The 14,543-nt window shown below is 67.6% G+C and carries 16 protein-coding genes; 9 read left to right on the forward strand and 7 right to left on the reverse strand.

The features are described 5' to 3' along the window. Positions 1-17: 17 nt before the first annotated feature. On the reverse strand, positions 18-632 hold the full coding sequence (locus ACJH6I_RS21070) for a TetR/AcrR family transcriptional regulator (protein ID WP_166428169.1): 615 nt from the start codon (positions 630-632) through the stop codon (positions 18-20). Positions 633-728: 96 nt separating this feature from the next. Here ACJH6I_RS21070 and ACJH6I_RS21075 point away from each other — a divergent pair, with 96 nt between their 5' ends. After that, on the forward strand, positions 729-1,625 hold the full coding sequence (locus ACJH6I_RS21075) for an alpha/beta hydrolase (RefSeq protein WP_406784453.1): 897 nt from the start codon (positions 729-731) through the stop codon (positions 1,623-1,625). A gap of 51 nt (positions 1,626-1,676) precedes the next feature. Here the strand turns inward: ACJH6I_RS21075 and purD are convergent, their stop codons facing one another. Further along, on the reverse strand, positions 1,677-2,945 hold the full coding sequence (gene purD / locus ACJH6I_RS21080; protein WP_406784454.1) for a phosphoribosylamine--glycine ligase: 1,269 nt from the start codon (positions 2,943-2,945) through the stop codon (positions 1,677-1,679). A 72-nt stretch (positions 2,946-3,017) separates the two neighbouring features. Here purD and ACJH6I_RS21085 point away from each other — a divergent pair, with 72 nt between their 5' ends. Continuing rightward, positions 3,018-3,509: an EspA/EspE family type VII secretion system effector gene (locus ACJH6I_RS21085; RefSeq protein ID WP_406784455.1), complete on the forward strand. Its 492-nt coding sequence runs from the start codon at positions 3,018-3,020 to the stop codon at positions 3,507-3,509. Between the two features lie 7 nt (positions 3,510-3,516). Here the strand turns inward: ACJH6I_RS21085 and ACJH6I_RS21090 are convergent, their stop codons facing one another. From ACJH6I_RS21090 to ACJH6I_RS21110, 5 genes are read right to left on the reverse strand one after another with little or no spacing between them, the layout of a single operon-like run. Beyond that, positions 3,517-4,743 (reverse strand): hypothetical protein, encoded by a 1,227-nt coding sequence (locus tag ACJH6I_RS21090; RefSeq protein WP_406784456.1) that lies wholly within the window; start codon positions 4,741-4,743, stop codon positions 3,517-3,519. Further along, on the reverse strand, positions 4,733-5,176 hold the full coding sequence (locus ACJH6I_RS21095; protein ID WP_133428006.1) for a carboxymuconolactone decarboxylase family protein: 444 nt from the start codon (positions 5,174-5,176) through the stop codon (positions 4,733-4,735). The genes ACJH6I_RS21090 and ACJH6I_RS21095 overlap by 11 nt, the downstream gene beginning before the upstream one ends. Then, a complete protein-coding gene (locus tag ACJH6I_RS21100) occupies positions 5,176-6,030 on the reverse strand; it encodes an NAD(P)-dependent oxidoreductase (RefSeq protein ID WP_406784457.1) in 855 nt (284 codons plus the stop codon). Before ACJH6I_RS21100 ends, ACJH6I_RS21095 begins: the two co-directional genes overlap by 1 nt. Continuing rightward, positions 6,027-6,779, reverse strand: a complete 753-nt coding sequence (locus ACJH6I_RS21105; protein ID WP_020098753.1) for an SDR family oxidoreductase — start codon at positions 6,777-6,779, stop codon at positions 6,027-6,029. Before ACJH6I_RS21105 ends, ACJH6I_RS21100 begins: the two co-directional genes overlap by 4 nt. Before the next feature lie 51 nt (positions 6,780-6,830). Then, a complete protein-coding gene (locus ACJH6I_RS21110; RefSeq protein WP_318984633.1) occupies positions 6,831-8,300 on the reverse strand; it encodes an aldehyde dehydrogenase in 1,470 nt (489 codons plus the stop codon). Between the two features lie 209 nt (positions 8,301-8,509). Between ACJH6I_RS21110 and ACJH6I_RS21115 the strand changes: the two genes are divergently transcribed. From ACJH6I_RS21115 to ACJH6I_RS21145, 7 genes are all read left to right on the forward strand, one after another. Further along, positions 8,510-9,115 carry a TetR/AcrR family transcriptional regulator gene (locus tag ACJH6I_RS21115; protein ID WP_318984634.1) on the forward strand — a complete coding sequence of 202 codons (606 nt, stop codon included), beginning with the start codon at positions 8,510-8,512 and terminating at the stop codon, positions 9,113-9,115. Then, a complete protein-coding gene (locus ACJH6I_RS21120) occupies positions 9,112-10,341 on the forward strand; it encodes a cytochrome P450 (protein ID WP_318984635.1) in 1,230 nt (409 codons plus the stop codon). Before ACJH6I_RS21115 ends, ACJH6I_RS21120 begins: the two co-directional genes overlap by 4 nt. Beyond that, positions 10,342-11,169, forward strand: a complete 828-nt coding sequence (locus tag ACJH6I_RS21125; protein ID WP_318984636.1) for an SDR family oxidoreductase — start codon at positions 10,342-10,344, stop codon at positions 11,167-11,169. Then, positions 11,166-12,518: a cytochrome P450 gene (locus ACJH6I_RS21130; protein ID WP_318984637.1), complete on the forward strand. Its 1,353-nt coding sequence runs from the start codon at positions 11,166-11,168 to the stop codon at positions 12,516-12,518. The genes ACJH6I_RS21125 and ACJH6I_RS21130 overlap by 4 nt, the downstream gene beginning before the upstream one ends. Next, the gene (locus ACJH6I_RS21135; RefSeq protein WP_212813545.1) at positions 12,518-12,724 is read left to right on the forward strand and encodes a ferredoxin; all 207 of its coding nucleotides are present in this window, start codon (positions 12,518-12,520) and stop codon (positions 12,722-12,724) included. Before ACJH6I_RS21130 ends, ACJH6I_RS21135 begins: the two co-directional genes overlap by 1 nt. Positions 12,725-12,741: 17 nt before the next feature. Further along, complete coding sequence (locus ACJH6I_RS21140) at positions 12,742-13,305, forward strand: nuclear transport factor 2 family protein (RefSeq protein WP_053854654.1); 564 nt, start codon at positions 12,742-12,744, stop codon at positions 13,303-13,305. A 93-nt stretch (positions 13,306-13,398) separates the two neighbouring features. Then, entirely contained in the window at positions 13,399-14,529 is a 1,131-nt protein-coding gene (locus ACJH6I_RS21145; RefSeq protein WP_064985444.1) for an NDMA-dependent alcohol dehydrogenase, read from the forward strand. Positions 14,530-14,543 lie beyond the last annotated feature (14 nt).

The following is a 14,543-nucleotide window of genomic DNA, read 5'->3' on the forward strand; positions in this document are numbered from 1 at the left end:
CAGCCTACTAAGCCCGCTTATAGGGCGACCCGGCGTTCTTGGTCGAAGGGCGCCAAGACGTCGATGACGTCCACGAGGGTCGCCCGGGCCGTCGCGCGCGGGCCGTCGCCGTCACTCACCATCGACGCCACCACAGCGCCGTCGACGGCACAGACCAGGGCCGTGAGCAGTTCGGCGCGCACCGAGCGCCCGGACCGTTCCACCACCTCGATGACGGCATCGGACCGCTGCTTGAGGATGCGTCGCTGCACGTCGCGCAGCCCGGGCTGGCGGGCGCAGGCGATGTACCGCTCGTAGCGGGAAATCAACTGGTCGGACGCGCGATTGCCGTCGCCGACCAGCAGATCGACCAGCAGATCCGCCGTCGCGTCCGCGCCGCGGCGGCGTCGCGACAACGCCGAGACGCGCATGCGCAGCTGCTGAGATTCCGATTCTCCGACGTGCTCGACCGCCTTTTCGATCAGGTCGTCGAGGGACGAGAAGTAGTACGTCGTGGAGGCCAGCGGCAGCCCGGCCCGCTGCGCCACGGCGCGGTGCCGGACGGCGTCGAAGCCGCCCTCACACAGCAGCTCGGCGGCAGCGCTGACCAGCGCATACCGTCGCCGTTCCCCCTTTGGGGTGACTGCTGTCATCACCCTGTAAATGCTGCCAGGAATGGTCACGCGGCGATCACGATTTCACGTAATCCATTAGGCATTACTCAGGAATGCCGGGCTGCGGCCGATGGCATGATGGCGGCCATGGCAGAGCTGAGCCGACGCGCCGTCCTCCGTCTCGGAGCCGGCGCCGCCGCAGGGGCCGCTGGCGCATTCGCGTTGGGGTCGACGTCGGGCCGCCCGACCGTCACCGCGACCCCGGTGACCATGACGAGCGTCGGGGTGCCGCTGGCGCCACCCCCGGCCGTCGCGGATCCGGCACCGACCTACGTGACGGGTTCCTTCGTCTCGCAGGCCCGCGGCGGCATCTCCACCAACTGGGCCATCGCCCGCCCGCCGGGCCAGACGGCCCCGCTGCGGCCCGTGATCGCGCTGCACGGCAAAGGCAGCGACGCCGCGACGGTGATGGCCGGCGGCGTCGAACAGGGGCTGGCGCAGGCGGTGGCGGCGGGGCTGCCGCCGTTCGCGGTGGTGGCCGTCGACGGCGGTGGCGGCTACTGGCACAAGCGGGCTTCGGGCGAGGACGCGGGCGCCATGGTGCTCGACGAACTGATCCCGATGCTGGCCGCGCAGGGCCTCGACACCTCGCGGGTGGGCTTCCTGGGCTGGTCGATGGGCGGCTACGGTGCGCTGCTACTGGGCGCCCGGCTGGGCGCGGCCCGCACCGCGGCGATCTGCGCCGTCAGCCCGGCGCTCTGGACGTCATCGGGAGCGACGGCCCCGGGCGCCTTCGACGGCGCTGCCGACTACGCCGCCAACTCGGTGTGGGGGCTGCCCGGGCTGGCCGGTATCCCCATCCGAATCGACTGCGGTGACAGCGATCCGTTCTACTCGGCGACCAAGCAGTTCATCGCGCAGTTGCCCAACGGCGCCGCGGGCGGCTTCTCCCCCGGCGGGCACGACGCGTCGTTCTGGAGCGCACAGCTGCCGGCCGAGATCTCCTGGCTCGCCCCGCTCCTCGTCCAGTGATTTGTGCACGAAAATCCGCGGTCACCGCGGAAAATCGTGCACAAATCCCGGTTAGAGCGAGATGCGGCCTTCGGCGGCGGCGAGGCCGATGTCGGTCCGGAAGTGGCTGCCCGGCAGGCGAATCGACTCGATGATGCGGTAGGCCTCCGCCCGCGCGGCCGCCAGATCCGCGCCGGTGCCGACCACCGACAGCACCCGGCCGCCGGAGGAGACGACGCTGCCGTCATCGCGGCGACTGGTGCCGGCGTGCAGCACGCCGGCCGTCTCCGATCCGGTGATCACGTCCCCGACGCGGGGGCGGCCCGGGTAGTTCTCGGCAGCTACGACGACAGTGACGGCCGACCCGTCCTGCCACTGCAGCGCACCGACTGAGTCCAGGGTCCCGGTGGCGGCGGCGTTCAGCAGCGTGCCGAGCGGCGTCTCCAGCAGTGCCAGCACCGCCTGGGTCTCGGGATCTCCGAAGCGGCAGTTGAATTCGACGACGGCCGGGCCGTTCGACGTGATGGCCAGGCCGGCGTACAGCAGGCCCGAGAAGGAGCTGTCGCGCCGGACCAGTTCCGCGGCAACGGGTTTGACGACCTCGTCGACGATCTGGTCGACGACCGCGGCGGGCAGCCACGGCAGCGGCGTGTAGGCGCCCATGCCGCCGGTGTTGGGTCCGCTGTCGTTGTCGCCGACGCGCTTGAAGTCCTGCGCGGGCAGCAGCGGCACCACGGTCTCGCCGTCGACGACGCAGAACAGCGACACCTCGGGCCCGTCGAGGAACGACTCGAGCAGCACCGGGTGGCCGGATTCGAGCAGCTCGGCGGCGTGGGCGCGGGCGGCTTCCCGGTCCGCGGAGACGACGACACCCTTGCCGGCGGCCAGACCGTCGTCCTTGACGACCCAGGCCTGCTGGCCGGCGGGCGGACCGAAGCGGTCCAGTGCGGCGTCGAGGTGGGCGGGGTTGTCGACGATCTCGCTGGTCGCGGTGCGGACACCGGCCGCGGCCATGACGTCCTTGGCGAACGCCTTGGAGCCTTCGATGCGGGCGGCGTCCTTGGACGGCCCGAAGGTTGCGACGCCGGCCGCGCGCAGCGCGTCGGCCACGCCCAGCACCAGCGGCACCTCGGGGCCGATCACGACCAGGTCGGCGGCGAGCTTCTTGGCGAGCGCCAGCACCTCGTCGGCGGCGGTGATGTCGACGTCGTGCTGCTCGGCGACGGCGGAGGTACCGGCATTGCCGGGGGCGACGGCCAGGTAGTCCACCTGGGGGTCGCGGCTCAGGGCCAGCAGCAGGGCATGTTCACGGGCACCGGAGCCGATCACGAGGACGCGCACAGCCACACCCTAGTAGCTGGTCGGCTCGTCCTAAACTGGGCAGGCCCGACGCACGCGAGGAGGTCCGCACCGGTGGAGCCGCTGGATGCCTTCCTACTGATGTGGGAGCGGGCCCGCGCCACCTTCGGCGAGGGCGTACCGCACGACCGCTCCGAGTTCGACAAGAGCGAGCAGCTGCGCGCGCTCCAGGAGCAGGTGCAGGCCGCGGGTCCCGGTCCGCACTGGACCGGCGGGGCGGCCGACCGCTACGCCGACGCCAATGCCAAGCACGCCCAGGCCCTCGGCCGGCTGGCCGACCTCGACAAGCGCGTGGGCGACGAACTCGAGCGGTCCGCGGACGTGGTCAACGGCGGACGGCGCGAACTCGACGCGCTCAAGCGGTGGGTGACCGACCTCGCCGACGAATCGAAGAAGACGCCGACCGCTGCCGCCGACCACGCGCTGTGGTCGGCGATCGGCAAGGCCAGCGGCGACGTCGCCGACATCATCCAGCGCTCCCACACCGACCTGTCGGGAGTCGCCGGCCGAATCCAGAGCCTCGACAGCGAGTTCGACGACTTCTGAGCGACCCCTACACCACCGTCAGCGGCAGGGACTTACGTTCCTCGAAGACCCAGGACGCCCCACTGCTGACCTTGCACACCGACACCTCGCCGAGTTCCTTTGCCGGGGTGTCGGTTTCGACGAACCGGACGGTCCAGTCGGTGTCGGTGCCCGACACCTCGGCCCGCAGCAGTGGGTTGACGGCCGTCGCGACGGCCTGCAGCGGCAGATCGGACTCCGGGGACACCAGGGTGATCCACGCGCCGTCCTCGTGCGCCGGCGACGGGTGTACGTGCGCCTCGTCGCCCGAAACACCAACGGAGACATAGGCGGCCGGGTTGAGGAGCGGATGCAGCTCCAGTACCCGCAGGGCACCGGCGGCATCGGCCGGCAACCCCAACACCTTCTGGATGCGTTCGGCCGCGACTCCGGAGATACCGATCAGGGACTTGGTCCGGATGGACCGTTCCTTGTCGACGTCGCCGTTGCAGCGGGCCCGCACGGCGAGCGCGAAGGACAGCACCAGCAGGTGCATCTGCAGACACACCTCGTCGGCGATGCGCACCAGCGCCGAGTGTGAGAACTCCGAGAAGTCGACGTCGCTCACCAGCGGACCGGAGTAGTCGGCCTGGCCCTCGTCCGCGGGGTCGATGTCGTCGAGCTCGCAGCGGTACGCGTTTGTCGCGCCGATGATGTCGAGCTGCGGGATGAAGCCGACCTCGGGGTACGACTCGTCGATGATGACGGTCCACGCGCAGGCCGGGGTCCGGTCCGCCGGGACACGCGGCGGCCGGTGGATGGGCCGCACCTGGCAGCGCCGGTTGGTGGCCAGGGCCGTGGCATCGAACGTCGGGTCCTCGATGTCGTGGCACATGCCGCGCACGTAGTCGGGGCCCATGGGCTCGACGTCCATGAGGGCACCGCAGTGGTCGAGGTGGAATTCCCCGTGCCAGCGGTCGTGCACGGTGTACCGGAAGTCCATGAACTGCGGCGGCGCGCCGATGTCGAGCTGCAGGCCCTTGAAGATCGTGATGACGTCGACGCCTTCGTATTTCAGCGCCTTCTGCATGCGCTTGGTGTAGAGCGGGCTGGACCCGGCCCACTCCTCGATGGCGACCTGCAGCATCTCCTCACGGCCGAATTCGACGATGCACCAAGCCATTCCGGCGCGGTCGATGAGCTGGCCGATGAGCAGCAGCTCCGGCACCAGCGCCGCGAGCTCAGCTCGCGACAGCGACGCGTACCTACTTGTCATCGAGCTCGCTCCCGGTGTTCATCCTGACCGCGGCGTTGACGTTGGCCTTCCGATCCTCCGCCACGCCCTTCTCGGCCGCCTTGCGCCGTCTGGCAACCACCTTGGACACCGCGCCGTTGAACGCCGAACCGAGTGGGAAGCCGAGGTACTGGGTCAGGAAGATGCCGATGTCCTTGAGCTCGGTCTCGGTGAATTCCTCGTTGAGCAAGGCGGCGTTGATCTGGATCTCGGCGAGGTCCTGCGAGCCGACGGCGGTGACGCAGGTGAACGTCATCAGGCGCTTCTCTCGCATGGACAGTCCGGGCTTGCTCCAGATGGTGCCGAACAGGTGATCCACGGTGAGGTCGAAGTACGGGTCGCCCTCGATGTTGGGCATCTCCCAGCCGTAGACCTCGTTCATCTTCGCCAGGCCCTTGGCGCGCAGCTCGTCCATCATGACTCCTTCGGGTGCGGTACGCCGAGGCCCTCGGCGAGGTTGGCCAGCGCCAGCTCGGCAAGCGGAAGGTCCACTCCCACAGTCGAACCCAGCCCGAGTGCCAGCGACAGATCCTTCTCCGCCAGCCCGCGGGTGTGGACGAACATGTTGTAGAGGAAGTGGTCGGGCGCCAGCGGCTTGGTGTCGTCGCGCGCCATGATGGCGCCGGGTCCACCGGACTGCGCGTCACTGTGCCGGACGACGCGCCCCAGCTTCTGCAGGTCGATGCCCGATGCCTCGGCCAGCTTCTGCGCCTCGCATGCCGCGGCAAAACCGATGAACGTCAGCATGTTCCGCGCCAGCTTCATCTTGGTGCCCGCGCCCGGTTCGCCGGCCCGCACCACCAGCGATGCCCACTGCTTGAAGACGGGCTTGACCTTGTCGTAGGCGTCGTCGTCGGCGCCGACCATCACGGCCAGCTCACCCTTGCTCGCCGCATGGGCGCCGCCGCTCACCGGCGCATCGACGATGTGAATCCCCTTGGGCCGCAACTGCTCGGCCAGTTCGACCGCGGTGGTGGGTTCGATGGTGGAGTGGATCACGATGACGGTACCGGGTTCGGCATGCTCCGCCAGCTGCGCCACGACGTCACGGACCTGCTCGTCGTTGAGCACCGTCACGCTGATGACATCGGCCTTGGCGACCTCGGCGACGCTGTCGGCCAGAGTGGCGCCGAGTTCGGCGAACGGCGCCATGGCCTCGGCGCGCATGTCGAAAACGGTCAGCCCGCCGGGCCATTCGGCCAGTCGCTTGGCCATCGGTGCGCCCTGGTTGCCCAGGCCGATATAGCCCAGTTTCACATCTGAACTCATGACCGGATGATCTGTCCGCCGTCGACGTTGAAGATCTGCCCGGTGATCCAGCTGGCCTCGTCGGACAGCAGGAACAGGCACATGCCGGCGAGATCCTCCGGCGTGCCCATCCGCGCCAGCGGCAGGGTCTGGACGATCTGCTTGACGATGGCCTGCGGCGTGGTGCTGCGGTTGGCCTCGGTGTCGATGGGCCCCGGCGCGATGGCGTTGATCCGGATGTTGCGCCACCCCAGCTCACGGGACAGCTGCTGCGTCAGGCCGTTGACGCCGACCTTGGCCAGACCGTAGAAATTGGCGTAAACCCATGCGGCAGTCGAGGACTGGTTGACGATGGCCCCGCCGCCCCGCTTCTCCATGTGCGGGAAAACCGCGCGCGTACACACCAGCGCCCCGTCGAGGTTGACGCTCATGAACTTGCGGTAGTAGTCCCAGTCGACCGTCAGCAGGCCGTCGAGCTTCATGCCGCCGAAGATCGCGGCGTTGTTCACCAGGTAGTCGATGCCGCCGAACTCCGCGACGGCCTGGGCGGCCATGTCATTGGCGGAGTCGATGTCCGACACGTCGACCCGCACGGCCAGCGCCTTTCCGCCGTCGGCCTTGATGCCGGCGGCCACCTTCTCGGCGCCTTCGACGTTGATATCGGCGATGACGACGGCGGCACCCTCGCGGGCCAACGCCTCGGCGTAGACCTGGCCGATGCCGCCGCCCGCGCCGGTCACGATCGCGACCTTGTTCTCGAACCTGCTCATGATGTCCTCTCGTCTACTTCGTGTGAGCCAATGGTTTTGGGACGCCGACGCCTACGTGGCCAGCGTGGCGATGCACTTGGTCTCCAGGTATTCCTCGAACCCGGCGACGCCCATCTCCCGCCCGTTGCCGGACTGCTTGTAACCGCCGAACGGTGCGTCGGCGGAGTACCAGACACCGCCGTTGACGTTGACGGTGCCGACCCGCAGCCGCGCCGCCACGCCGGCCGCCCGCTGCGGGTCGGCCGAGAACACCGTGCCGGACAGTCCGTACGGCGAGTCGTTGGCGATGCGGACGGCGTCGTCGTCGCCGTCGTGCGCGATGACGGTCAGCACGGGCCCGAAGATCTCCTCGCGGGCGACGCGCGCCGAATTGTCCAGGCCGGCAATGACGGTCGGCTCGATGAAGAAGCCCTTGTCGCGGTCGGCCGGCCGGCCACCACCACAGGCGAACGTGCCACCTTCTTGGAGGGCGAGGTCGAGGTAGCCCTGTACCCGGTCCCGCTGGCGGGCCGAGATCACGGGGCCGCAGACGGTGCGCGGGCTGGACGGATCACCGGGCTTGATGCCGCCCATCGTGCCGGCGGCAGCCGCGACGGCCTCGTCGTAGCGGGCCCGCGGCACCACGAGCCGGGTGGTGATCGCGCACCCCTGGCCGGCGTGCATCGACGCCGTGAACGCGGCCATCGCGCAGGCGGCGGCGACATCGGCATCCTCGAGCACCAGGAATGCCGACTTACCGCCGAGTTCCAGGAACACCTTCTTGATGGTTTCGGCGGCGTCGGTCATCACGGCCCGGCCGGTCACGGTCGAGCCGGTGAACGAAACCATGTCCACGTCAGCGTGTTTCGACAACATGGCGCCGACCCTGTGGTCCCGGGAGGTGACGATGTTGATGGTGCCCGCCGGGAAATCGGTGTGCTGGGTGATCAGTTCGCCGAGCACTGCGGCGGCCCACGGGGTGTCAGGTGCGGGCTTGAGAACCAGGGTGTTGCCCGCCGCGAGTGCCGGGCCGACCTTGGCCAGGTTGATCTGGTGCGGGAAGTTCCACGGCGTGATGGCCCCGACGACGCCGACGGCCTCCCGGGCGATGGTGCGGTTGGTCGGAATGCCTTGCGGCGTGGCATGTCCCAGGTCGGTGGTCCACTGGTAGCCCTCCGCGGTGTCGGCGGCGAAGCTCAGGTCTTCGATCGGACCGTCCAAATGCGCTCCGGCCGTGAGCATCCGGGGCGCGCCGACCTCCGAGATCGTCAGTTCGCGCAATTCGTCGGCGTGGTCGCGCATGGCCTGCTGCAACTGCCGCAGGCACCGCACCCGCAGCTCGACGTTGGTCGACCAGTCGGTCTCGTCGAACGCCCGACGGGCGGCATCGATGGCGTCCACCATGTCGCCCACCGTGGCATCGGCCGCCACCCCGAGGACTTCCTCGGTCGCGGGATTGACGGTCGGGAACGTGCCTCGCGAACCCGGCACCAATTTTCCGTCGATGAGAAGGCGACTTTCGCCATCACCCAACAAGGTCATCTGCGCTCCTGCCTTCGGGACGAAATCCAGCGATCTGATTTTTACTGGACAGCTGTCCGACAACGTTGGTCGAACCATAACCCCACGCGGCCTCGAGTAGCAAGGGTCCAGCGGGATCAGCAACCGCAAGCACGACATAAATGCCTGTTTATCAGGCTCTTTGTGGGCGGTTCTTGCTTCAACGCCGCGCCATCGGCTAACTTGGACATGTGTCCAGCGATGCAGTGGCCGCCCTCACAAGCACCGGCCAAGATGCGGACGACCAGCCGCGCAACCGCCGCCAGGAGGAAACCTTCCAGAAGGTCCTGGCGGCCGGTCGCGAAATGCTGCGGGAGTCGTCCTACGCCGACCTGACGGTGCGGGCCGTCGCGGCGCGCGCCAAGGTCGCACCGGCTACCGCCTACACCTACTTCTCGTCCAAGAACCACCTCATCGCCGAGGTGTACCTGGACATGGTTCGGCAGGTGCCCTACTTCACCGACGTCAACCAGTCGAGGGCCAGCCGTGTCGAACAGGCACTGCGCAGCCTCGCACTCGTGGTCGCCGACGAACCGGGGGTGGCCGCGGCCTGCACGACGGCCCTGCTGTCCGGCGACGACGAGACGGTCCGCAAGGTGCGCGACCGCATCGGTGGCGAAATCCACAAGCGCATCCGCTCGGCCGTCGGCCCCGACGCCGATCCGCGCCTGCTGTCGGCCCTGGAGATGACGTACTTCGGTGCGCTCGTCAACGCCGGCAGCGGCGTCTACACCTATCACCAGATCGCCGACCGGCTGTCCTATGTCGTCGGACTCATCGTGGGAGACAACGCATGACAGCCAACACATCCCCGTCGCTTCGCTCGCCCCGGCAAGTAGAGCTGCTGATCGACCCGTACAGCTACGACTTCCACGAAGATCCGTACCCGTACTACCGGCGGCTGCGGGACGAGGCGCCGATCTACCGGAACGACAAGCTCAACTTCTGGGCCCTGTCCCGCCACGAGGACGTGCTGCGCGGCTTCCGGAACAGCACCGCGCTGTCCAACAAGCACGGCGTCTCGCTGGATCCGATATCCCGCAACGACGAAGCCCACCGCGTGATGTCCTTTCTGGCCCTTGACGATCCGGCGCACCTGCGGCTGCGCACCCTGGTATCCAAGGGCTTCACCCCGCGGCGCATCCGTGAGTTGGAGGGCCGGGTCACCGAGATCGCCGTCCAGCATCTCGACGAAGCGTTGCAGAACAACACCTTCGACTACGTCGACGATTTCGCCGGCAAGCTGCCGATGGACGTGATCAGCGAGCTGATGGGCGTCCCGCAAGAAGACCGCGTGCGCATCCGCGCACTGGCCGACGGCGTGATGCACCGCGAGGACGGGACGGCCGACGTCCCGGCGTCTGCCATGGCCGCATCGGGTGAGCTGCTGATGTACTACGCCGACATGGTCAAGCAGCGCCGCAAGAATCAGTCCGACGACCTCACCTCGGCGCTGGTGGAGGCCGAGATCGACGGCGACAAGCTCACCGACGACGAGATCATGGCATTCCTGTTCCTCATGGTCATCGCCGGCAACGAGACGACCACGAAACTGCTTGCCAACGCGGCCTATTGGGGATACAAAAACCCCGACCAGCTGGATCCGATCTTCGACGACCACGAGCTGATCTCGCCGTGGATCGAGGAGACGCTGCGCTACGACACCTCCAGCCAGCTCCTTGCCCGGGCCGTTGTGGAGGACCTCGAGTTCTACGGCACCACCGTCCCCGCGGGTGACGTACTGATTCTGCTGGCCGGCTCGGCCAACCGCGACGAGCGGGTGTTCGAGGCGCCCGACGAGTACCGCATCGGCCGTGACATCGGTTCGAAGCTCGTGAGTTTCGGCAGCGGCGCACACTTCTGCCTGGGCGCGCACCTGGCGCGGATGGAAGCCCGGGTGGCCCTCACCGAACTGTTCAAACGTATCCGCGGCTACGAGGTCGACGAGGACAACTCCGTCCGCGTCCACTCGAGTTCGGTACGCGGATTTGCCCATCTCCCAATAACTGTGAAGGCACGCTAAATGGCCCGTTTCGAACCACACCCCGCCCGCCGGCCCGCCATCGTGGCCGGCGCCTCGTCGGGCATCGGCGCCGCGACGGCGACAGCGCTCGCCGCGCGCGGCTTCCCGGTCGCGCTCGGCGCCCGCCGGGTGGAGAAGTGTCAGGAACTCGTCGACCAGATCAAAGCCGAAGGCGGAGAAGCGGTTGCGCTGCCGCTGGACGTCACCGACACCGCGTCGGTCGAGAACTTCGTCGCCAAGGCGACGGCCGCGCTCGGCGACATCGAGGTACTGGTCACCGGCGCCGGTGACACCAACTTCGGCCGGCTGCACGAGATGAGCACCGACGAGTTCGCCGAGCAGCTGCAGATTCATCTGGTCGGCGCCAACCGGATGGCCCGCGCCGTTCTCGACGGCATGGTCGAGCGCCGCCGCGGCGACCTGATCTTCGTCGGCTCCGACGTGGCGCTGCGCCAGCGCCCGCACATGGGCGCCTACGGCGCCGCGAAGGCCGGGCTGGTCGCGATGGTCACCAACCTCCAGATGGAGCTGGAAGGCACCGGCGTCCGCGCTTCGGTGGTGCACCCGGGGCCGACCATGACGTCCATGGGCTGGAGCCTGCCTGCCGAGAAAATCGGCCCGGCCCTTGAGGATTGGGCCAAGTGGGGCCAGGCCCGGCACAGCTATTTCCTGCGCGCGGCCGACCTGGCCCGTGCCATCGCGTTCGTCGCCGAGACCCCGCGCGGCGGGTTCATCGCCAACATGGAACTACAGCCCGAGGCGCCACTGACCGAGGCCAAGGACCGTCAGTCGCTCGCGCTGGGCGAGGAAGGAATGCCCAACCAATGACCATTACCAAAGAGGTTCAACGGGTTTCGGGTGGCGCCGAGGAGCACGGCCACCTGGAGGAGTTCCGCACCGACCCGATCGGCCTGATGCAACGCGTCCGCGACGAATGCGGTGACGTCGGCTGGTTCCAGCTGGCCGACAAGCAGGTGGTGCTGCTGACCGGCGCCGAGGCCAACGAGTTCTTCTTCCGCTCCAGCGACAGCGAGCTCAACCAGGCCGAGGCCTACCCGTTCATGACCCCGATCTTCGGTGAGGGCGTGGTTTTCGACGCCGATCCGGAACGCCGCGCCGAGATGCTGCACAACACCGCGCTGCGCGGCGAGCAGATGAAGGGCCACGCCGCGACCATCGAGCGCGAGGTCCGGCGGATGACCGAGAACTGGGGTGAATCCGGTGAAATCGATCTGCTGGAGTTCTTCTCCGAGCTCACCATCTACACCTCCACGGCCTGCCTGATCGGACCGAAGTTCCGCAACCAGCTCGATTCCCGGTTCGCGAACTACTACCACCTGCTCGAGCGCGGCACCGATCCGCTCTGCTACGTCGACCCCTACCTGCCCATCGAGAGCTTCCGCATCCGTGACGAGGCGCGGGCCAACCTGGTGGAGCTCGTGCAGGAGGTCATGAACGGGCGAATCGCCAACCCGCCCACCGACAAGAGCGATCGCGATCTGCTCGACGTCCTGGTCTCCATCAAGGACGAAGAGGGCAACCACCGTTTCAGCGCCAACGAAGTCACCGGCATGTTCATCTCCCTGATGTTCGCCGGGCACCACACCAGCTCGGGCACGTCATCGTGGACGCTGATCGAACTGCTGCGTCACCCCGACTTCTACGCCAAGGTCCAGCAGGAGCTCGACGACCTCTACGCCGACGGCCAGGAGGTGAGTTTCCATGCGCTGCGCCAGATTCCGAATCTGGACAACGCCCTGAAGGAGACGCTGCGCCTGCACCCTCCGCTGATCATCCTGATGCGCGTCGCGCAGGATGAGTTCGAGGTCGCCGAGCACCCGATCCACAAGGGCCAGATGGTGGCGGCCTCACCGGCGATCTCGAACCGCATCCCCGAGGACTTCCCCGACCCCGACGCCTTCAACCCGAACCGGTACGAGAAGCCGCGTCAGGAAGACCTGCTGAACCGCTGGACCTGGATCCCGTTCGGCGCCGGCAAGCATCGCTGCGTGGGAGCGGCCTTCGCTCAGATGCAGATCAAGGCGATCTTCTCGGTCCTGTTGCGCGAGTACGAGTTCGAGATGGCCCAGCCGCCGGAGAGCTACCAGAACGACCATTCCAAGATGGTCGTCCAACTGGCCCGGCCCGCCACCGTCCGCTACCGGAAGCGCGCCTGATGGGTTCCTACCGCGTTGAGGTCGACCGCGACCTGTGCCAGGGCCACGCCATGTGCTCCCTGGAGGCACCGGACTACTTCAACGTCCCCAAGCGCGGCACTGTCGAGATCCTCGACGAGACCCCGCCCGACGACGCGCGCGAGGAGATCGAGCGCGCTGTCGCCGAGTGCCCGACCCAAGCCCTGTTCATTCGCGAAACCAGCTGAAAACAAAGGACAAGACAATGACGTCATTCCCCCGCGAACAACTCGAAGAGTGGGTCGAGCGGTGGCTGCAGGTCAACCGTGACGCCGAGGCGGCCGGCGACTGGAAGCCCATGGCCGACTTCTACACCGACGACGCCACGTACGGCTGGAACATCGGCCCCAAAGAGGACGTCATGTGCCTCGGCAAGGCCGAAATCCGCGACATCGCCCTGGGTTTGGAGATGGAGGGCCTCGAAGGCTGGAAATACCCGTACCAGCGCGTGGTGATCGACGACAAGCAGGGTGAGGTCGTCGGCTTCTGGAAGCAGGTCGTGACAGATCCGGACGACGCCTCGGCCCCCGCGCGCGAGATCTACGGCATCGGCGGCAGCTGGTTCCGGCTGGAGAACGTCGACGGCGAACCGAAGATCGCCTGGCAGCGCGACTTCTTCGACTTCGGCCACGTGCAGAAGCTCTACCTGGACCTGATGACGGCCGGAAAACTGTCAAAGGGCATGCAGCAGCGCATCCAGCGCAGCCTCGCCGGCGAGCAGCTGCCGGGTTACTACCCCCTGGGCGAGGCTCCCGTCCCGATCTGGTGAAAACCGGCCGAGCGGTTATTGGGGGTGGGGTGTGACGAACGTAACTTTTCCCTCTACGCTAACTGAAACAGGTTCTAGTGGAAGGCACGTGCGGTGAAGACAAAAGGTGCTCTCATCTGGGAGTTCAACCAGCCGTGGTCGATCGAGGAGATCGAGATCGGTGACCCCGTCAAGGACGAGGTCAAGATCCAGATGGAAGCCTCGGGCATGTGCCACTCGGACCACCACCTGGTGACCGGCGACATCCCGATGGCCGGTTTCCCGGTGCTCGGCGGCCATGAAGGCGCCGGCATCGTGGTCGAGGTCGGCCCGGGCGTGGACCACATCGCCGTCGGCGACCACGTCGTGCTGTCGTTCATCCCGTCGTGTGGCGAGTGCCCGTCGTGTCAGGCCGGTATGCGCAATCTGTGCGACCTGGGCATGTACCTGTTGACCGGCACCGCGGTGTCCGACGGCACCAACCGCGTGCATGCCGCCGACGGCACGCCGGTGATCCCGATGACCCTGCTGGGCACCTTCAGCCCGTACATGGTGGTGCACAAGAGCTCCGTCGTGAAGATCGACCCCACCATCCCGTTCGAGGTCGCCTGCCTCGTCGGCTGCGGCGTCACCACCGGCTACGGCTCGGCGGTCCGCAGCGGCGACGTCCGCCCCGGTGACGACGTCTGCATCGTCGGCGTCGGCGGCGTCGGCACGGGTGCCCTCCAGGGTGCGCTCAATGCCGGTGCCCGCAACGTGTTCGTCGTGGATCCCGTTGAATTCAAACGGGACAACGCCCTGAAGTTCGGCGCCACGCACGCCTACCCCGACATCTACAGTGCCATGGCCGGCGTCGCGGAGGTCACCGAAGGCCGCATGGCCACCAAGACCATCGTCACCGTCGGTGAGCTGCACGGTGAGGACATCGACAACTACCTCAACATCACCAGCAAGGGCGGCACCTGCGTGGTGACGGCGGTCGCGAACATGGCCAGCCTGGACGTCAAGCTCAACCTGTCGATGCTGACGCTGATGCAGAAGCGCCTGCAGGGCACCATCTTCGGCGGCGGCAACCCGCACCACGACATCCCGTCGCTGCTGGCCATGTACAAGGCCGGCCGCCTCAACCTCGACGACATGGTCACCCGCCAGTACAAGCTGGAGCAGATCAACGAGGGCTACCAGGACATGCTGGAGGGCCGCAACATCCGCGGCGTCATCCGGTACACCGACGCCGACCGCTGAACCCACTTTCGCTG

Origin of the sequence: Mycobacterium sp. SMC-13, assembly GCF_045311035.1 — a bacterium.
Lineage (GTDB): Bacteria > Actinomycetota > Actinomycetes > Mycobacteriales > Mycobacteriaceae > Mycobacterium.